This window comes from Enterococcus sp. LJL51 (assembly GCF_054871795.1).
Window position 1 is genome coordinate 42,792 of sequence record NZ_JBTXLW010000011.1, and the last position, 19,377, is coordinate 62,168.

The following is a 19,377-nucleotide window of genomic DNA, read 5'->3' on the forward strand; positions in this document are numbered from 1 at the left end:
AAAAAAACCTTGGATATCCAAGATTTTTTTCTAGGCTTTCTCTTTTTATAATATCATAAAATGAGACAAATTAATAGACTATACATACTCGCCTTTCTATGGTATTAAGTATGTGCCATAAGGGAGGAAGAGCTATGAAGTATGATTTTAGTTTGTTATTTAATGGAGAAATGGAACAAGATTTAAAGCAAATCAATCAAGGCATTAAAAGGAATGAAATGATACTAACCACGCAGCAGCTTAAGGTTATACTGGCAAGCCGGGGAAAAGCGTTGCAGGATAGTCACCTGTTGGAGCTAGCCTTGGAAACACAAAAGTATCTGGCCGCTCATTTATCGGAATCAGCCTTTGTGACGCCTAACAACTATTTTTCTGACTTACTTGATTTGCAGGAACTGTTTTATTTTATACGTAGTGATACGGCTTTTTCATGGTCGGATCAGGATATTTTGGATAAAATGCTGACGGTATTTGAAAAATATGAAGGCTCAATTCCTCATATTCAAGGGTATTTTGAGGAATGGCTTGTAGCAGAAAAATTGACAGGAGGAAGTCTGAATGAACCAGTTGATGAATAATTTTCACTTTTCAGAATCGGACGTCCTGCTTCTGCTGAAACAGCTTTTATTGGAAAAAGTCAGTGGAACTTCTGTTGTACCAGTAGATGAAGCAGAGAATGTTTTGCTTTCACTATTATATACAATGAATCATGCAGAAGCCGGCAATCAGCAGTTGTCAGCAGCTGCTGCTTTTGAACAAGGAAAGCTGCAGTTGAAGAAACACTTAGCTAGAGCAGAAGGGCTTTATCAAGAGGTGCTTCAAACAAGGACGCCGCTTCCGGTAGAATCCTATCAGAATTTGTTACAGGATTTCAGTGAATTTTTTGTTAGCTATGATATGGAATACGGCGCACATCAGACTGGAGCGTTATGGATTGATTATCAGCTGGCCTTTCCTTTAGATGACCAACAGCTAAAGGGTGTGGACTTTGTGGAGGCTTTTCTAGCTGCGCTGTTATGGGAAAATAATTTCTGTAAAGCCTTTTCTGCTAGCTGTTTATTGGAGTTATTTCAAGCCTATGAACGACAGGTGAAGGTTGATTATCAAACGGATATAAATAATATTTATGAACGTGTTTTTTTTCAAGCGTTTGGCAAGCAGTTAATTGGTAGAGACTTCACAAATACGCTATTATTTTCTAATGCCGAAATTGATGAGCTTTTGGAAAAAGCTCATCAAATAAATCATCATCATCAGGAAAAGTTTTTCAAAGAAATGCTTTGTAGACTAGAGCTTTCGGATAGTGTTTATTATCGAAAAAGTCTGGGGAATTTTCTCTATAAGCTGGACAATAACACTGCAAAGGATCAGAAATCCTTGTTTATTTTAAAAAAAGAACCAGCTAGTCTCTTTATAGCAAATGAAGGCCTGTTAATGGAAAGCTTCACTGAGGTTGTCACTCAGGCAGCAGTATTGAAGAGTACAGATAAAGTTGCTTTTTTAATTGAAAGCTTCGTATCCATTTACGATTATCTGGATTTTTTTGAGCTGGAGCTTTTGTCTGAAAAGGAATATGAACTGCTGTTTAAAAGTTTACAACTGGAGATGATTGCTGTTTTAATCAAGTTTAGCGCACAAAGAGATGAGTGGGAGGAGATTGTAAAGCTGGAAGATTTCATGAGGCTGGAGTTTAAGGAGCCTTGGAAAATAGACTTTTACAACTATCTAAATTCTTTAAAGGCAGATACAAGAAAACGTGTGGATGACCACTTGAAGCAGCTTGAACTACCCTCTTTAGATTTTCAATGAGAAGTAAGAACTCTCCTGTATGCAAATGTAAAAATTATGCTATAATTAAGTGGATATCGATGTAATGAGAACCTGAATGAAAATATATTGAAAATTTCATTTAAGGGAAAGTTGGGGTACTATGAAGATTCCTAAAGAGGGAGAGTTTGTAACGATTCAGAGTTATAAACATGACGGTCATTTACATCGAACATGGCGAGATACTATGGTATTAAAAACAAGTGAGTATTCTTTGATTGGCGTGAACGATCACACTCTGGTGACAGAGTCTGACGGACGTCGCTGGGTTACTCGAGAACCAGCAATTGTTTATTTCCACAAAAAATACTGGTTCAACGTAATAGCAATGATCAGAGAAAAGGGGGTTTCTTATTATTGCAATCTTGCTTCACCGTATCTGTTAGATGATGAAGCATTGAAGTATATCGATTATGATTTGGATATCAAGGTCTTCCCTGATGGAGAGAAGCGTCTTCTTGATGTGGATGAGTATGAATTTCACAGTAAAATAATGAACTATCCAAGTGATATCGATTTTATTTTAAAAGAGAATGTTAAAATTCTTGTAGATTGGATTAATAATGAGCGTGGACCGTTTTCTGATGCCTATATTGATATCTGGTATCGGCGTTACCAGCAGCTGGCTAAAAAATAGTCGATGTAAATGGACTGTATGAATATAAAAGCCCCTGTACTTTCGTGTACAGGGGCTTTTATATTTGGCGAAGGGATACTATTTATGGCTGTAAAGTCAGTAACATCAAGGGAGAGACTGAGAGAAGAATTTGGCTAAGGCCTAGCTTCACGAGCAAGTTCTTTTCCACAATTAGCGTGAGAGCTGAACAAAATCGTTCTACTTTTCTCAGCTTGTGACTGACTGGCGATTCCCTTTTTTACTCCAACGGTTGTACTACTTAACTTCATTCGAATGTCTGTTTATAAAACATCATGACATTCCAAGAATAGGGATGCAGAGACTAATCAGGAAGGGCTTGATAGATGTCCCGTAGTTTGGCAGCAGCGGAGGCAACATGTGGTTCAACTGTTGCTTCCAGACTGGCAAACATTAGGGGCTTATCATGTTTTAAAAAGCTGAGGATTTGGTCATAATTCATCCAGCCTGTTCCTACAGGTACAATTTTGACTTGATTGTTTTCAATAATGAAATCTTTAAGATGAAAGCTAGCAATGTCGTCGCGAAGCTGGTTCAGCGCATTGTAGACAACTGCTTCCTGTTGCTGATGATTTTCGACAGAAATCAAGTTGGCACAGTCCATAATAATTTTCAGGTTTGGCGATTGAACTTCCTTTATCAATCTTAGTGCCAGCTCTGAAGTGTGCAGAGGATGATTAATCCCTGCTTCAACACCAACTGTTACACCAAACTTTTCTGCAAAGGCGGTTAACTCAATGACCGAATCACGAGCTAGCTGATAAGCTTCTTCAGTGAAGTTTTTAGTTGTATAGCCATCACCGACAGAGCCGGTTTCTGTTCCGACAACAGCCGCATGATAATCGTTAGCTAAAGTGATGTGGTGCTTAAAAATATCCAGTTCGCGGCGACGAAACTGCGGATCTGGCGAAGCCATATTGATATAGCAGCCTAAAACAGAAATTTTAATTCCCATGCGCTGTAGATAATCACTAATAAAGCTGGCGGTACCGCTGGAAATACTCCGTAAGTCTGGAGCAAATTCTGGAAAAGACTTTTTGACAGCCAGCTGGATATGGGACAGGTCATGTTTTAGTACCTTATCAGCCAGTTCTTCACGGGAATCGGCTGATAAGTCGTGGGCACGAATACCAAGGTTCAAAGGAATCATTGCTTTTCTCCTTTTTCTAATTTTTGTTAATGATGGCTAAGTCTTATCGAAGGCTCAGGTTATAGTTCTATTACTTTTATCAGTATACGAGTCAAGCGGTGCATCTATAAATGTTGAAAGCAGCGTGTGGATAGAAATAGAAAATTTCTGTTAAAAATTAAAATAGTGTTCAGCATTGGTATAGCTAATCGCCTGAACAAGGGTTCCTAAAGTTTTTTCATCAGCAGGAGCTTCGCCTCGTTCCACGATTTCACCAACGAACTCACAAAGGACACGGCGGAAGTATTCGTGGCGGGTATAGGATAAAAAGCTGCGTGAATCTGTCAGCATACCAACAAAATTATGGAGAACACTGCCGTCAGCTAACTGTGTAAGCTGTTCCCGCATCCCAGCACGGGTATCATTAAACCACCAGCCGGAACCTAGCTGTAGCTTGCCGGCAACTTCTTTTTGGAAGCAGCCCAGTAGAGCAACCAAGGCTGGATAATCATTTGGATTCAGCGAGTAGAGAATGGTTTTTGGCAGCTGATTGCTGCTTTCGGCTCGATTTAAAAGCTGCTGCAGCGGAATTGTAATGGATAAATCATTGATGCCGTCGTAACCAGTGTCGGGTCCTAGCTGTGCCAGCATCCTCTGGTTGCAGTTTCGGTAAGCATGAATGTGAAGCTGCATAGTCCATCCGTATTGATGGTAAAAATGAATCAGTCGAATGAGAGTTTCTGTGCGGTAGCTGTGAAGCTCTGTCTCTGTCAGAGGTAAACCGCGCAGCCCTTTTTGAAAAATTGCTTCCAGTGTATCGCTGTCCGCTTCTTCATAGAGAAGAATATCAAGGGCATGGTCAGAGAGACGTCCGCCCAGTTTGTGAAAGAAATCAATACGGCTGCCAAGAGCGGCAATCAGTTCTTCATAGGTAGTTACCGGCATTTCACTGGATTCTGATAAGCGGTGAATCCACTGATTAAAGCCGGTATGATGAATATTCAATGCTTTATCCGGGCGAAACGAGGGCAGGACTTTGAAATGAGACTCTTCATCAGCCAAAAGCTTATGATAAGCTAAATCATCGCTGGGATCATCTGTTGTACAAACCACTTTTACGTTTGAACGACGAATGATTTCTCGGCGTTTAAATGCAGTTGTTTTTAGTTTTTCATTTACAAGAGTCCAGATTGTCTCAGCATTTTCCGGAGTAACAAGAAGGTCAATGTCAAAAAAACGCTTCAGTTCTAAATGAGTCCATGTGTATAAAGGATTTCCGATTAGCTTCGGTACAGTTTCACACCAAACCATAAACTTATCATAATCGGACGCTTCTCCAGTGATATGAGATTCCGGAACTCCACAGGCGCGCATCAGCCGCCATTTATAGTGATCGCCGGAAAGCCAAGCTTCAGTGATATTCGTGAAGTTTTGATTTTCATAGATTTCCTTAGGTTCCAAGTGACAGTGGTAGTCGATAATCGGCATGGCTGCAGCATGCTCATGAAAGAGTTTTTTTGCCCAGTCAGTAGACAGTAAAAAATCATCATTTAAAAACATAGTGGTCAATCCTTCTTTCTAATGAATAATTTCACAATAATGTGTTTGAAGCAGTGAGAAAAACGTTGGATAGAACAGAAAATAAGCATAGGTTCCGCTATTCTTTCTCTGCTAAATGGAGCCGACAGGAGCGGAAAAGCTGCACTCCGCTCTACTGGCAGCTCGTATATAAAAGATTCTATAAGCTACATGGAGTTATAGTGTAACGCCGTTTTTGAAGATTGCGACTTCCCGAACGTCATTTTCTTCGTTACGAGTAGGTTCACCGCTAGCTACAGCAATAATTTTTTGAATAAATTCTTCAAGAACCTCCTCCATAGGCTGTTCCAAAAGCGTTCCCGCATTAAAATCCATCCAATGACCCTTTCGGTCAAAAATGGTGTTGTTCGTAGCCACTTTGACTGTTGGTACATAGGCGCCAAAAGGTGTTCCGCGACCTGTAGTGAACAATACTAGATGACAGTCTGATGAAGCTAAAGCAGAGGCTGCCACTAAATCGTTCCCAGGCGCTTGAAGTAAACTCAAGCCTTTTTTGCTCAGCTTTTCGCCATATTTCAGCACGTCGACGACGGGAGCTGTTCCGGCTTTTTGAGTACATCCCAAAGATTTATCTTCTAAAGTAGTTATTCCGCCGGCTTTGTTTCCAGGCGAAGGGTTCTCATAGACAGGTTCACCGTAAGATAGAAAATACTGTTTGAAATCATTGATTAAATGAACAATCTGGTCAAAAACTTCTTCATTTTCAGCACGGGCCATCAGCATCTGCTCTGCACCAAACATTTCTGGTACTTCTGTGAGAATCGTACTTCCTCCTTGAGCGATGAGAAAGTCTGAAAAAGCTCCTAGTAAAGGATTGGCGGTGATACCTGAGAAGCCATCGGAGCCGCCGCATTTTAGACCAACATTCAATTCTGCAAGAGGAACCTCCTGCCGGTAATCATTTTTAGCTTCCTCATAGAGTTCCTCCAGCAGCTCTACACCTTTTTCCACTTCATCGTAGACTTCTTGAGCGACTAAAAATTTCACCCGTCTTTTGTCGTATTCACCTAGCTTTTCCTCAAACTCAGGAACTGTGTTGTTTTCACAGCCCAATCCAAAAACAAGAACACCACCTGCATTTGGATGCTTCACTGCATCAATCAGGACGTCGCGGGTATTTTGGTGATCGGTTCCCAGCTGAGAACAGCCGTAGGGATGCTTTAAAATAGTGATGTTGTCAAAAGCACCAAGATCAGGATGCTTTGCTTTGAATTCCTTAAGCATCAGCTCAGCCATACCGTTAACACAGCCGACAGTAGGAACGATGAACAAATCATTTCGAATCCCCACCTTACCGTCGGCACGTTTGTAGCCTTTAAATGTTAAATCAGTTTTTGGGTAATGAATCTGTTGAAGATTCGGCTGATAGGAATAATCCAGCTCGCCGGATAAATTGGTCTTTACATTATGAGTGTGTAGCCAATCGCCGATAATAGTGTCGCTTAAAACATGACCAATAGGGTAGCCGTATTTAATCACATGCTGATCTTTAGCCATATTAGTCAGAGCAATTTTGTGACCTTGAGGAATATCATGATTAGCAGTTATTTCCTGTTCATTTAGCTGCAGTATCTCGCCAGCTGTAATAGGGCGTAGGGCAACTGCCACAGTATCATTGGGATTTAGCGTTATTAAGGGGGCTTTTGTTAATGTTTCAGGCATGGACTTTTTCTCCTTTATTTATATTTTGAATAAGCTCTCTAGCTCCTTTTGTATCCAATACTAATAAATCTTGCTTAACCTGTTCTGTTAGTCCGGGAATAGTAGTCAAGTCTTTTCCCCATAGAGCAGTCTCAGCAAGCAATATCTGAACAGCCGTGTCCGGATTTTCCCAGGCTGCTTCAAATATGTTAAGAACAGCTTCATCATCCTGTGGTGTAATAGAATCGCCTTTATATGAACGAAGCAAGGCAGCCAAAGCGGCTGTCATGTATGGCGGCAAGGCGTTTCGCTGCTTTTGATAAGTCAGGAAAACAGGCAGCAGTCTGGCAGTATACTTGGAAACACTGTTTAAAGCAATCGCATTTAACTGATGATGGGCAAAAGGGTTTAAAAAGCGTTCCTTGATTTGTTCAGCATAAGCAGACAGTTCATCTTCCGGCAGAGTCAGCATAGGAATCAGTTCATCTGTAAACAAATGATCAATAAAATATCTGAAATCAGTATCCTTCATCATGTCTTCTACGGTCTCTACTCCTGCCAACAAACCTAGGGGAACCATTGCGGTATGAGGACCATTGAGCAAATGAACCTTTCTTTGACGATAAGGAGTCATATCCTCTGTAACAATCACGTTTAATCCAGCTTTTGCTAAAGGAAGTGCTTTTTTTAAGCTTTGTGGACCTTCAATCACCCATAGCATAAATGGCTCTGCTTTGACCATTAAACGGTCTTCGTAGCCATGCTGCTGATTAAGCTCCGCAGCTGTATCCCTTGGATAACCTGGTACAATCCGGTCAACTAGACTACAGCAGAAAATATTGTCCTGTTCAAGCCATTGCTTAAAAGCAGGTCCTAATTGCCAGTCATCTGCATAACGAAGCACGATTTCTTTTAGCTTCTCACCGTTACGATCAATTAACTCACAAGGAATAATAATCAGCCCCTTTTTTTCAAGCTGAAAACGTCGATAGAGAAAAGCAGTTAGTTTTCCAGGATAGCTCTGCTGAGGACTATCCGCAAGGCTGTCATTAGGAAGATATTGAATACCGGCTTCTGTTGTGTTGGAAACAATAAACTCAAGAGAGTCATTCTCTGCTAAAGATAGATATGCGTCCCAGTCTTTATAAGGATTGATGACTGAATCAATCACCGTGATGACCTCAGAAGAGTTGATTAACTCCTGATTTAACAAGCCTTCTAAAATGACTGTATAGAGGTTATCCTGTTCTTCCAGCATTTCACCTAAGCCTTGATTAATGGGTTGAACCACTGCCACTGAACCGTTGAAGAGGTTTTGTTTATTCATCTGCTGAATCTGCCAGTCTACGAAGGCCCTCATAAAATTCCCTTCACCAAATTGAAGTACTTTCACGGGGAGTGTTTCTCTTTTGATTTTTTCATTTGTTAGTCTGTTCATATTGGAAAACATCCTTTCGTATTAAATGCACACGTTAACAATTTTATTTAAAAAGCTATGGATGACAAGGAAATCCAAAACTTTTATGATTATTTGAAAAAGAATAACTATTCTTAAAAACGTTTTAACAGCTCCGCTTTTTCTAATTCACTGCTTGAGCAGGATTTTTAATTAGTTCTCGACTGGCGCAACAGATTGTCTAACCTGAAGATGGGTTTTCACCCGGTACTGTTTAGGTGAAATATCTTCACCATCAATCATGCGCAGGAGCAGTTCGGTTCCAGTTCGGCTAATTTTCTTCACGGGTTTATGAACAGTTGTCAAAGGGGGATTGAGATAAGCTACCAGCTTGCTGTCATCAAATCCGATAAGAGAAATATCTTTTGGCACCTGATACCCTTGTTCGGCCGCAGCGCGCATGGCACCGATAGCCATATCATCGTTGGCGCAAAAAACCAGTGAGGGTAAGGGTGAGAGCTGTAGAATGTTCTGCATCTCCTCAAAGCCGCTTTCGATACTGTAATCACCTTTGAAAAAATAATCTTCATTAATCGGCAGCTGATTTTTTTTCATACTAATAATCAGCCCTTGTTTTCTCTCATTGGAAGAACGGAAATCATCTTTCCCGCCGATGTAGGCGATTCTCTCGTGACCTAGCTGAATAGCATAATCAATGGCCTCTGTGACGCCTTCAGCATCATTGGCTAATACATTGATGATATCAGAATCCTCTAAAGGGCGATTCAAAACAACAAAAGGAATATTTTGCTGTTTCACAAAGTCAATAAAGGCTTCGTCATGATCACTTTGACTCATGATGATAATTCCATCATAGCGCTGAAAGTTAATTTGTTCCAACGCTCTAATTTCGTCGATTCCTTCCACGGATAAGCTGTAGCTTTCATCCAAAACAGCATGGATTCCCGTAATGACATCTACCAAAAAGCTGGAACTTGTTCCCTGATCAATACTTGAGAAAAATAGACCAACCATATAATTTTTTTGATTTACTAAACTCTTGGCATTGAAATTAGGAACATAGTTCATTTCTTCTGCAATTTTTTTGATTTTTTTTCGTGTTTCCAGCTTAATCAACGGGTTGTTATTCAGTGCTCTGGAAACAGTGGTATGAGAAACACCAGCTGTTTTTGCGATATCTTTTATGGTTACCATAGGCCACCTCATTTCAATAATTGTGAACGTTAACATCATAGTATGAAATAGATAGAATGTCAATGAGGAATGTTGATTTAAAAACAATGCACACGTGAAAATTTTTATTGGTTTTTTTAATGAATTATGATAGGCTATTGATGGACGGTACTAAATGTGAGCTGAGAAATAGATAAAATTACAGCTAAAAGATTGATTATTTAATTGCAAAAAGAAAAGGTCAGGAGGAAATGGAATGAGCGAGAAAAGATACTATATTACTGATTTTGGTGCGGCAGAAGGAACAGAAAGCAACACAATAGCTATTCAGAAAGCGATTGACGCTGCTTATAAAAATGGCGGCGGCGAAGTTGTGGTGCCGGCTGGTGTTTTTGTGACAGGGGCTCTATTTTTAAAAGACAATTTATCTCTTCATTTAGCGCCGGGCGCTGTGTTGAAATTTTCTGATGATCAGAAAGATTACCCAGTAGTTGTTTCCCGCTGGGAAGGTGTGCAGCAAAAAGTGTATGCTTCTTGTATCTATGCTGAAAATGCTGAGAATATTTCAGTAACCGGCTTCGGCATTCTTGACGGCAGCGGCAGCTTATGGTGGGATTTATTTAGAAATAACAGGAAAGATTTAGCGTATCCCAGACCTAAACTAATCAGCTTTCATCAATGTCGGCGGATTACGATTCGAGATATTCAGCTTGTCAATTCACCAAGCTGGACAGTTAATCCAATTCTTTGTGAGGATGTTACCATAGATAATCTCTCAATTTTAAATCCCGCTGATTCTCCTAATACCGATGGAATAGATCCTGATTCCTGTAAAAATGTTCATATCAGCAACTGTCATATCGATGTGGGGGATGATTGTATTGCTATTAAGGCAGGAACGGAGGAAACAGCTGAACGAATATCCTGTGAAAATATAACCATCATTAATTGTACGATGGTTCATGGACATGGCGGAGTGGTTTTAGGAAGTGAAATGAGTGGAGATATCCGCAATGTCACAATTAGCAACTGTGTTTTTCAAGGAACAGATCGAGGCATCCGCTTGAAATCACGGCGGGGCAGAGGCGGAATAGTAGAAGATATACGGATTAGCAATATTGTGATGAAGGATGTTGTCTGCCCGTTTATCATTAACCTTTATTATTATTGGGGACCTAAAGGAGAGCAGAAGCTGGTATGGACTAAGGAACCTCAGCCGGTTACTAAGGCAACGCCGTGTTTTAGGCGTATCCATTTTATGAATATCACTGCGGAAAATGTTCAGGCAGCCGCTGGCTTTATTTATGGATTGGCTGAACAGTATGCGGAGGGAATTACCTTTGATAATGTACGGATTTCAATGGCAGAAGAAGCCGTTGAGGGAGAACCGGCTATGATGATGGGAATGAAGAAAATGAAGAATCAAGGATTTTTGATTCAATTTGCCGAAAATGTGCTATTTGAACGGGTAACGATTGAAAATCATGAAGGTTCAGCTTTTCAAATTCTAGAGAGTAAGGAAATCGAGCTGTGTCACTGCCGTTCTAAGAAGCTGGGAGAAACGATTTTTCAAGCGGTTTAATGGAAATGAGTTGTTTTTGGAGAAGCAACCTGTGATAAAATAAGGATGATGAGATACTGGAAAGAGGGTTGACGGTATGACAGAAAAACAGAAAAAATCACGGTCATTGAACACAGTTTTGAATACGTTCTATATATTATTTGTAGCGGTGGTCATTCTTTTTTCACTTGTTTTTTCCAGTATTACAACAACCAGAGAGGTAACGGATACTGCTTATACAAGTGTAGAAAATACTTTGCAGGATAAATTCAGCGTCCTTAACCGAACCTTTAATCAGCTTTTCGAACAGGTTGTAAATCTCAACAATAATCCAAACCTTATTGAAGTAATAAATAATGATGATGATGCTTTACGTCAGGCTGTTAGTATGAACACCAATATTAAGGAACTTTATTATCGCTTTCAGGATGTTTTGGATTCCATCTACATCAATGTAAATAATGGTGAATTCTTCTTTAATGGGGGAGAGATTTCACAAGGACTAAATGAAATTGACTATCAGAATTTCTTTGACTTAGCGGATGGAGAAACAAAGTATTTTTGGCTGGACTCAAAAGAAAGCCCTTTCTCTACAGCGAAAGAAAAAACAATCTCAATTTGTAAGATTATTGGGGATGATTCTTCCGAAGCGAGTGGCGTGATTGTATTTAATTTGAAGCATGACTACATTGATAATCTTTTGCAGGAAAGCTTTGTTACTGAAAAAGGCCGCTTGTTTTTGGTCAGTGCCGACACAGCAGTTACGGATTCTGATCAGCAATTTCCAGCAGATGTGTTTCAGGAGCTGGATGGAACTCGGCAGATAAAGCGGGTGGCTGGGGAAAATTACCATATCCAGAGTAAGCAGTTCGGTTTGAATCAATGGTATTTAGCCGCCGTTTTTCCAGAACAGGATCTCCAGAAAAGTCAGTCCGCTTATCTGACCCTGGCCGCAGCGTTGTTTCTATTTCTACTTTTAGCTGGAACTTTAATGGTTATTGTTGTAGGTCGTTATATTTCTAAGCCTATTCGTAATTTAGCTAAAGAAATTGAAGCGACCAGTATTACTGATCACAAAGGTCCTTTGCCGGTTAATCAAAAGCATTTTAATGAATTGTCGGTTTTATATCGAAGCTTTAATTTGATGATTGAGAAAAATGAGCGGCTGCTGAATGAAAACGAGCAAAATCATGAGGAACGGAGCCGTTTAGAAATTGAACTACTGCAGTCACAGATTAACCCTCATTTTTTGTACAATACACTATACTCAATACAAAGCCTCAGTGATATGGAAATGAATCGGGATGCATCTTTAATGACCCGCTCCCTTGCAGAGTTTTACCGTACCGGTATCAGTAAAGGCAACCTGTTGATTTCCCTAGAGGAGGAATTGGAGCATGTTCAAAATTATTTAACAATCATGAGTTATCGGTACCATGATCGCTTTGACTATGCGGTAAAAATAGAGAATCCAGAGCTTTTGAAGTCCTTTATTCCTAAAATTTCTCTACAGCCGATTGTTGAAAATTCGATTTATCACGGGCTTAAAGAGCAGAGCTCAAAAGGTTTTCTATCAATCGAAATAAAAGAGAGCAACGGAGCTGTACTGGTAATTATTAAAGACAATGGTAAAGGGTTTTCTGATGAGCGCTTGGAGCTGATTAACGAAGAAATCAATTTATCCGCTTTAAGCAGCCGTAAAGTCATCGGAATTGGGCTGCGCAGCGTCAATTTGAGAATCAAAAAATGCTTTGGTTCAGCATATGGACTTTGGGTTGAAAAAAGCGTGGATGGCGCCCTGATTAAACTTGTCATACCGAAGGAGGCAGAAGAATGAGAAAACTGTTGATTGTTGAAGATGAGTGGATTATTCGTAAAGCATTAACTTCACTTCCGTGGGAACAAATCGGTATCACTGAAATTATTGAAGCGGACAACGGACAAGAGGGACTGGAAAAATATTTGAAATATCTGCCTCAGGTTGTACTTACAGACATCAATATGCCTTTTATGGATGGGATAACGATGGGAAAGGAAATCGTTAAAAATAATTGTAGTCCCAGCCGCATCATTTTTTTAACAGGCTATAGTGAGTTTAGTTACGCTCAGGCCGCCATAAGTATGAAAGCCTTTGACTATATTTTGAAGCCAGTCGATGCTTCGGTTCTGCTGCCTCAAGTTGATCGAGCTTTTCAGGCCGTGGCAGAAGAAATACTGACGGAACAGACATCAGGAGAATACCAGCGCCGGGAGCTGATTAAAAAAGTTATTCATTCTCAGAAAGCTGATTTTTCTAGACAAATCGATCAGCTTTTTCAGGTAGCGGGACCATATCAATGTCTATGCTATTTTCTAAATAAAGGAGTGCTGAGTATCCCCAGCCAGTTCCGTCATGAAACCATTCGTTTAGAAGACAATACTTATTTTTCTCTGGTTTATTTGGAGAAGCTGGGAATTGAATTTCAAGACTGGCTGAATGCTTCTGAGCTGCAGAAGTTTATTAAGAGGAACGAAGGCTGGATTGGGTTAAGCACTATTGGTAAAGGCTCTGAAGATGTGACTGAAAAAATTATTGAGGCTCGTATTTGTTTTGAAAAAAATAAATTGGCCCAGCCGGGTGTATATACGTATAATCCACAACAGGCCCGATTTGATTTCTCACCGATTTTACAAGAGCTGGAAATCCAGCTTAGTCAGGCAATAAAGGCAGAAAAACCTATGGAGGTTTATCAAAAACTGAATTCTCTAGAGGAGAATGGTGCATTGCTGACACTGCCGTTAGCTCAGGTTAGACCATTCCTAATCAAGCAGGTTTTCTTCTTGCTTCAGACGGCAGGAAGCATGCTTCAAAGAGATGAATTCCTAATTTATCAAAAAATAACCTCTGGTACCGTATTGAAAGAGTTACTTCAGCCGGTGAAGGATTTGGCTAAAGCTTGGGCGGAAGTTCAAGAGCAAAATACTCAGTCGGATTCAATTATTGAGCAAGCAAAACGTTTTATTGATCTGCATTATGCAGATGAAAATATTTCTTTACAGCTGGTGGCAGAAAATACCCATGTATCTCCGCCCTACTTAAGCAATCTTTTTAAAAGTGAAACAGGGAAGAATTACACGGATTACTTGTTCGAACGTCGGATGACAGAAGCCTATCGACTGTTAAAAACGACTAATCATTCAATTACTGAGATTTCGCTGGAAACGGGTTTTACCAATCCTAATTATTTTTCAAGCTGCTTTAAAAAAGAGAATGGCTTGTCCCCAAAACAATTTAGAGTAAGCTACAAGAAAGAAATTGAAGGCAAGTAAAGGATTGTATCGGCAAGAAAAAACAAATGAAATTATAGAACTTGGAACAAAAACAGTAATTTCCTGTTTTTTGTTCCAAGTTCTTCTATTTAAGGAAAGCAATAAAATAGCTAGACTTGGGATTACTTGCCGCAGTTAGTTACCGGCAAGTGGTTATGTGGACATTTGTTGTAATCCAGTAAGGATAATGAGATTTTGACAAAAATCTGGGAATTTGTTTATGTCCCAGACGACTTTATCAATTATTCAGCGGCTAACAAATCAGAGAGTGGGATTCTTTGACCCTTCTTTTTTTATTTAAGTGGGCTGATTTTATCGAAACAACTGAAATCTTAAAATATTATAAGTTTGTCTTAAAATAATGAATGTTAGGTGGAAGCGTTTTCTAGTATTTTAGAACTATAGAAAATGTTAGGAGGAGAAAAATGGAAACAGAAGCTACACTGCCAAAAGTAAAGAAAAATAGAAAAAAATTTCAGAAAGCGCCGTATCTATTATTACTGCCATCATTAGTTATGATTACTGCGTTGCTGTTTTTCCCAATGGCGAGAATCTTTTATTACAGCTTCCAAAATTATGATATTTCGGCACCTTTTTACGATTCATTTGCCGGTTTCGATAATTTTGTGAAGATTTTTACAGAAGACAAATATTTTATTCCCAGTTTGATTAATAGCTTGAAATGGGTTGTATCTCAGGTAGCCTTGCAGTTAGGTCTGGGAATGGGTGTTGCCTTGCTTTTAAACAAAAAATTTAAGTTTAGAGGACTGACAAGAGGGTTTGTCTTTGTGCCTTGGGCAATTTCCGGAGTACTTACCTCTGTAATGTGGAGTTTGATGTACAACGAGCATATGGGGGTTTTCAACGATATACTGATGAATTTGGGAATCATTAGTGAACCTCATGCTTTTCTGGCTAGTACCAATAGTGCGTTTATTTCAGTAGTTGTTGCAGAGCTGTGGCGGGGGGTTCCGTTCTTCGCTGTTACTATTCTGGCTTCCCTGCAAAGTATTCCAGATGAGCTTTATGAAGCAGCCGCAATGGATGGATCAAACCGCTGGACATCATTTTTAAACATCACTTTACCCCAGCTGAAAAGAACTATCGTACTAACGACGCTGTTGAGAACAGTTTGGGAATTCAACAATGTGGATTTGATGTACAACTTGACTAACGGCGGACCAGCCAATTCGACAATGACCTATGCCATGTATATCGCAAAAACAGCGGTACATGGAAGTGATTTCGGTTACGGTTCTGCATTAACTGTTGTTGCATTTCTGATTTTAACCATCATTGCCTTAGTTTATCTGAAAATTTCTAAATTCGAGGAGGAATAGTCTTGTATAATAGACAGGGGAAACTAGACAAAACATTAACTTTTTATATTCCATTGGCCTTGATGTTGGTATGGACATTATTTCCAATCTATTGGACATTGAATACTGCATTGAAGCCAGAGGGCGATATCATCAAAACACCACTGCAGTATCTGCCTTCCAGTCCGACTTTCCAGAATTTTATTAATGCTTGGAATGATGTTGGTTTTGAAAAGTACTTTTCAAATAGTGTGCTGGTTGGTGTAGGAACAGTTCTGCTAACGCTGGTCTTGTCTGTATTAGCAGGCTATGCATTAGCTCGATATAATTTTAAAGGAAAAAGAATTTTCATGTTGATTCTTTTAATGACACAATTTATTCCACGCTCTATGCTGATTATCCCATTGTTCGTTATGTTTAGTAATATTGGGATGATTAGTAATCCGATTTCTTTAATGCTGGTATATTCAGCAGTGCAGATTCCGTTTTCAGCTATTTTGATGAGCGGATTCATCTCGGGAATTCCTTCGGAGCTGGAGGAAGCGGCTGCGATTGATGGGGCAACAAGAATGCAGGCGATTCGCCAGGTAATCGTTCCATTGCTGCTGCCGGGAGTAGTAGCTACAGGAATTAATATCTTTGTATATGCATGGAATGAGTTTTTGTTAGCGCTGATGTTGACAAATAATCAGGCGAAGTTTACTTTGCCGGTTGGATTGAGTTTCATGATGGGTGAGTTTAACGTTAATTACGGAGCATTGGCGGCAGGCAGTATTATTGCTTTGATTCCATCAATTATTCTCTTTATGTTTGCACAAAAACATTTAGTGAACGGTATGGGCGGAGCTGTTAAAGGATAAATTAGGAGGAATAGAAAATGTCAAAGAAGTTTCTTAAAGTGGCAAGTGCGCTGGCACTTACTGGACTATTGGTTGCTGGATGCGGTTCAGGAAAAAGCTCTTCAGGAGCAGCGAAAAGTGGATCATCCGAAGGAAAAGAAGTTAAATTAATCTTCTGGGATGAAAACTCAGGACCAGATAGAACACCGATATGGGAAAAACTAATCGATGATTTTGAAAAGGAAAATCCTACTATTAAAGTTGAATATGTAGGATTGCCAAAAGATGAAGCGAAATCAAAACTCGATGCAGCGATTGCAGCCAATGATACACCGGATGTAGCCTCCCTTCAGTCAAGCTGGCTGCCAGAGTTTTCAATTCGCGGAGCACTGCTGCCGCTGGATGATTATTTAAAAGATTCTGATTTAAATGATTTAATCAACGAAGGAGCTATTGAGTTCAATAAAGAAATTGTACAAGATGGGAAGCTATATGGTATTCCGTATACACAAAATTTAGACATTCTATGGATTAGAGAAGATGTATTTGCAGAAAAAAACTTGAACGCACCTGAGACATGGGATGATTTCTTTACAGATGTGGATAAACTGACAACTGATGACATGTATGGTTATACAATTCGTGGTGGGGCGGGCGGCTCACTACAGCTGCAGCGTTTAATGTATGCGTACTCAGGTCTGACAGAGTATGTGGATAAGGATGGCAAAGCAACTGTAAATGATCCAAAGCACGTTGAATTTTTAGAAAAATACTTTGCATTGTATCAAAATAATACACCGAAGAGTGATATCACGAACGGCTATAAAGAAATGGTTGCTGTATTTGATACAGGAAAAGCGGCAATCCTGCACCATAACATTGGTTCTTTTGGGGAACACAGTAAATCGTTGGAGGCAGATCAATTTGAAGCAGTACCGCTGCCTAAATCAGAAAACGGAAACTATGTTGCAGAAGGCGGTAATACGATTGGTATCTCAGCATTTGCTAATTCTGATCATCCAGAAGAAGCATGGAAGCTGGTTGAATATTTGAATTCTGCATCCAGTCAAAGCTACTGGAATCAAAATATCGGACAAATTCCAACGAACTCCGATGTTTTAAACGAAGATTGGATTAAGGATGCGCAGCACATTAAAGCCGCCTTCGAAGTATATGACAACCCGGAAACAGAACTGTATCAACCACCATTCTACTTACCTGATTATCGTTCAATTCTGGATAATAAAGTGGATCCTGGAATTCAGGCAGTAATGAGCGGGGATACAACAGTTAAGGCATTTCTTGATGAATGGGCAAAGGCCATTGAAGATTCTAAAGTGAAGTATGACGAGGCTATGAATTAAGCCAAATCAGGAAATGAAGAGTGAGCTATAGTTTGACAAAATATATGGTGAAGTGAAGATAAAAAGCTGCTGGCTATCTGTAAGAAGATGGCCAGCAGCTTTTTAAGCCTCTTATAGAGCGGGGACTTGATAAATTAACTTATTCATTTGGATAATGAAATATTTCAAAGCGAATACCATCTGGGGCTTCAAAAAATAGTGCATAATAGTTTGGTGCAATTCTTTCTGTATATTCTTTAGGTTTGCCATGAAGTATTTTAACGTCTAAATGACTAATTTTATTGAATATTTCGTCAACCTCTGCTCTAGAATCTGCTTTGAAAGCGATGTGCTGTATAGCACCTGGTTTTCGTGGATGTATTTCTTCGTTTTGAAAAGCGGCGGCTGGGGAGCAGATACCAAAATCAAAGCCATCACCAAGATACTCCACAACATGCATATTCGCATGTTCCAAATACCCTTTGTACTTTTTCTTAAGATCATAGCCAAGAAAAGAAAATAACTGATCATAAAATATTTCTGATTCTGCAATATTAGCAACAGTGACTTGAACATGATGAAAATGATAACTCACTGACGCCCCCTCCTTTCGATAAATTTATTCTACTATATCAAGCTGTTCAAAGAAACTATCTGTTGGTTCATACTATTTAGAGCAACGAAAGTAAACATATTTTGTTTTAGCTTCAAAGCTGTCGAACGGCTACGTGCTATACTAATGGTACCAGTCAGAACTGTCAGGGCTCGATTGCTGATTTTCACAGGATTTAAAAAGTAGCTGTTATTTCTTGAAAAGCTTTAATTCTACTGCAATGCAACGATAAGTTGCTTTTGAAAAGGCAAGCGGGCAACGAAAAAGTGACAAGAAATTTAGATTTTACAATTGATAAAAAATAAAAAAAAGTTATGGTTGATTTATGGGAGGAAGCTATTATGACAGATATTGGCGCCAATATCCAAGTATATCGAAAATTGAAAAAAATGACTCAAAATGATTTAGCGGAGAAAATGCATGTCTCAAGACAAACGATTTCCAAATGGGAGTTAAACAAAAGTACCCCAACTATCGATTATCTTATCCAGCTAAGTCAGGAGCTGAAGGTTACTTTGGATCAGCTGATTACGAGTCAAAAAATAGTTGAAAAAGATAGGAAGGAGAATATCATGAAAAAAGGACTTCTATTCGTTCAAAATTATACACCGTCTAATGACACTACCTGGGGAAATGAAGCGAAAGACTATGGAACCAGGGACTTTCTTGCCAATCTGGCACATGATTACCCTGAAATTTCCTGGCGTCCGGTAAGATTCAATGAGCTGGATGCCGTTTTAGCAAAGGCGCAAATAGACTTTATTGTTGTTACTCCTGCAGTAGAAAGATTATTAAACCAGCTGCAAGAAAAATATTCAGGAAAAATTAGAGTACTAAAACCAAATGAATATGCTCAAATCACACTAAACCGTATTTTAGAGAAATAATTTTAGAAAAGATAGGTAGACATTGGGGAATAACGAAGTAGCATCTGTGAATATAAACAAACTAA

The 19,377-nt window shown here is 39.4% G+C and carries 16 protein-coding genes; 10 read left to right on the forward strand and 6 right to left on the reverse strand.

All coding sequences use genetic code 11. The features are described 5' to 3' along the window. The first annotated feature begins 134 nt into the window (after positions 1-134). The 3 genes from ACYSNQ_RS11140 (at position 135) to ntdP (ending at position 2,464) form a co-directional block, all read left to right on the forward strand. The gene (locus tag ACYSNQ_RS11140) at positions 135-578 is read left to right on the forward strand and encodes a DUF6323 family protein (protein ID WP_426083323.1); all 444 of its coding nucleotides are present in this window, start codon (positions 135-137) and stop codon (positions 576-578) included. After that, positions 559-1,809 carry a DUF6179 domain-containing protein gene (locus ACYSNQ_RS11145; RefSeq protein WP_426083325.1) on the forward strand — a complete coding sequence of 417 codons (1,251 nt, stop codon included), beginning with the start codon at positions 559-561 and terminating at the stop codon, positions 1,807-1,809. The genes ACYSNQ_RS11140 and ACYSNQ_RS11145 overlap by 20 nt, the downstream gene beginning before the upstream one ends. 121 nt (positions 1,810-1,930) lie before the next feature. Next, positions 1,931-2,464 (forward strand): nucleoside tri-diphosphate phosphatase, encoded by a 534-nt coding sequence (gene ntdP / locus ACYSNQ_RS11150; protein ID WP_426083327.1) that lies wholly within the window; start codon positions 1,931-1,933, stop codon positions 2,462-2,464. A 322-nt stretch (positions 2,465-2,786) separates the two neighbouring features. On the opposite strand, the gene ACYSNQ_RS11155 is transcribed toward ntdP, so the two are convergent. The 5 genes from ACYSNQ_RS11155 to ACYSNQ_RS11175 form a co-directional block, all read right to left on the reverse strand. Further along, a complete protein-coding gene (locus ACYSNQ_RS11155; protein ID WP_426083329.1) occupies positions 2,787-3,632 on the reverse strand; it encodes a sugar phosphate isomerase/epimerase family protein in 846 nt (281 codons plus the stop codon). Between the two features lie 150 nt (positions 3,633-3,782). Next, on the reverse strand, positions 3,783-5,171 hold the full coding sequence (uxaC, locus tag ACYSNQ_RS11160; RefSeq protein ID WP_426083331.1) for a glucuronate isomerase: 1,389 nt from the start codon (positions 5,169-5,171) through the stop codon (positions 3,783-3,785). A gap of 195 nt (positions 5,172-5,366) precedes the next feature. Then, a complete protein-coding gene (locus tag ACYSNQ_RS11165) occupies positions 5,367-6,872 on the reverse strand; it encodes a UxaA family hydrolase (protein ID WP_426083333.1) in 1,506 nt (501 codons plus the stop codon). Then, positions 6,865-8,289, reverse strand: a complete 1,425-nt coding sequence (locus ACYSNQ_RS11170; protein ID WP_426083335.1) for a tagaturonate reductase — start codon at positions 8,287-8,289, stop codon at positions 6,865-6,867. Before ACYSNQ_RS11170 ends, ACYSNQ_RS11165 begins: the two co-directional genes overlap by 8 nt. A gap of 171 nt (positions 8,290-8,460) precedes the next feature. Beyond that, positions 8,461-9,462 carry a LacI family DNA-binding transcriptional regulator gene (locus tag ACYSNQ_RS11175; RefSeq protein WP_426083337.1) on the reverse strand — a complete coding sequence of 334 codons (1,002 nt, stop codon included), beginning with the start codon at positions 9,460-9,462 and terminating at the stop codon, positions 8,461-8,463. A 235-nt stretch (positions 9,463-9,697) separates the two neighbouring features. On the opposite strand from ACYSNQ_RS11175, the gene ACYSNQ_RS11180 reads away from it, so the two are divergent. The 6 genes from ACYSNQ_RS11180 to ACYSNQ_RS11205 all read left to right on the forward strand — a co-directional run bounded on the left by ACYSNQ_RS11180 (position 9,698) and on the right by ACYSNQ_RS11205 (position 17,833). Then, complete coding sequence (locus tag ACYSNQ_RS11180; protein ID WP_426083339.1) at positions 9,698-11,023, forward strand: glycoside hydrolase family 28 protein; 1,326 nt, start codon at positions 9,698-9,700, stop codon at positions 11,021-11,023. Positions 11,024-11,099: 76 nt separating this feature from the next. Then, a complete protein-coding gene (locus tag ACYSNQ_RS11185) occupies positions 11,100-12,839 on the forward strand; it encodes a sensor histidine kinase (protein ID WP_426083341.1) in 1,740 nt (579 codons plus the stop codon). After that, positions 12,836-14,311: a response regulator transcription factor gene (locus ACYSNQ_RS11190; RefSeq protein WP_426083343.1), complete on the forward strand. Its 1,476-nt coding sequence runs from the start codon at positions 12,836-12,838 to the stop codon at positions 14,309-14,311. The genes ACYSNQ_RS11185 and ACYSNQ_RS11190 overlap by 4 nt, the downstream gene beginning before the upstream one ends. Positions 14,312-14,736: 425 nt before the next feature. Continuing rightward, positions 14,737-15,651 carry a carbohydrate ABC transporter permease gene (locus ACYSNQ_RS11195; protein WP_426083345.1) on the forward strand — a complete coding sequence of 305 codons (915 nt, stop codon included), beginning with the start codon at positions 14,737-14,739 and terminating at the stop codon, positions 15,649-15,651. A 2-nt stretch (positions 15,652-15,653) separates the two neighbouring features. Beyond that, a complete protein-coding gene (locus ACYSNQ_RS11200; protein ID WP_426083347.1) occupies positions 15,654-16,490 on the forward strand; it encodes a carbohydrate ABC transporter permease in 837 nt (278 codons plus the stop codon). A gap of 17 nt (positions 16,491-16,507) precedes the next feature. After that, positions 16,508-17,833 (forward strand): ABC transporter substrate-binding protein, encoded by a 1,326-nt coding sequence (locus tag ACYSNQ_RS11205; protein WP_426083349.1) that lies wholly within the window; start codon positions 16,508-16,510, stop codon positions 17,831-17,833. 139 nt (positions 17,834-17,972) lie between these two features. Here the strand turns inward: ACYSNQ_RS11205 and ACYSNQ_RS11210 are convergent, their stop codons facing one another. Further along, complete coding sequence (locus tag ACYSNQ_RS11210; protein ID WP_426083351.1) at positions 17,973-18,407, reverse strand: VOC family protein; 435 nt, start codon at positions 18,405-18,407, stop codon at positions 17,973-17,975. Between the two features lie 359 nt (positions 18,408-18,766). Between ACYSNQ_RS11210 and ACYSNQ_RS11215 the strand changes: the two genes are divergently transcribed. Continuing rightward, positions 18,767-19,312, forward strand: a complete 546-nt coding sequence (locus tag ACYSNQ_RS11215) for a helix-turn-helix domain-containing protein (RefSeq protein WP_426083353.1) — start codon at positions 18,767-18,769, stop codon at positions 19,310-19,312. Positions 19,313-19,377 lie beyond the last annotated feature (65 nt).

Bases quoted from the DNA above. Each gene is read 5' to 3' on its own strand.
- ACYSNQ_RS11190 (WP_426083343.1), top strand. From the start codon at position 12,836: ATGAGAAAACTGTTGATTGTTGAAGATGAGTGGATTATTCGTAAAGCA.
- ACYSNQ_RS11145 (WP_426083325.1), top strand. From the start codon at position 559: ATGAACCAGTTGATGAATAATTTTCACTTTTCAGAATCGGACGTCCTG.
- ACYSNQ_RS11215 (WP_426083353.1), top strand. From the start codon at position 18,767: ATGACAGATATTGGCGCCAATATCCAAGTATATCGAAAATTGAAAAAA.
- ACYSNQ_RS11205 (WP_426083349.1), top strand. From the start codon at position 16,508: ATGTCAAAGAAGTTTCTTAAAGTGGCAAGTGCGCTGGCACTTACTGGA.
- ACYSNQ_RS11185 (WP_426083341.1), top strand. From the start codon at position 11,100: ATGACAGAAAAACAGAAAAAATCACGGTCATTGAACACAGTTTTGAAT.
- ACYSNQ_RS11140 (WP_426083323.1), top strand. From the start codon at position 135: ATGAAGTATGATTTTAGTTTGTTATTTAATGGAGAAATGGAACAAGAT.
- ACYSNQ_RS11180 (WP_426083339.1), top strand. From the start codon at position 9,698: ATGAGCGAGAAAAGATACTATATTACTGATTTTGGTGCGGCAGAAGGA.
- ACYSNQ_RS11170 (WP_426083335.1), bottom strand. From the start codon at position 8,289: ATGAACAGACTAACAAATGAAAAAATCAAAAGAGAAACACTCCCCGTG.
- ntdP (WP_426083327.1), top strand. From the start codon at position 1,931: ATGAAGATTCCTAAAGAGGGAGAGTTTGTAACGATTCAGAGTTATAAA.
- uxaC (WP_426083331.1), bottom strand. From the start codon at position 5,171: ATGTTTTTAAATGATGATTTTTTACTGTCTACTGACTGGGCAAAAAAA.
- ACYSNQ_RS11175 (WP_426083337.1), bottom strand. From the start codon at position 9,462: ATGGTAACCATAAAAGATATCGCAAAAACAGCTGGTGTTTCTCATACC.
- ACYSNQ_RS11165 (WP_426083333.1), bottom strand. From the start codon at position 6,872: ATGCCTGAAACATTAACAAAAGCCCCCTTAATAACGCTAAATCCCAAT.
- ACYSNQ_RS11155 (WP_426083329.1), bottom strand. From the start codon at position 3,632: ATGATTCCTTTGAACCTTGGTATTCGTGCCCACGACTTATCAGCCGAT.
- ACYSNQ_RS11195 (WP_426083345.1), top strand. From the start codon at position 14,737: ATGGAAACAGAAGCTACACTGCCAAAAGTAAAGAAAAATAGAAAAAAA.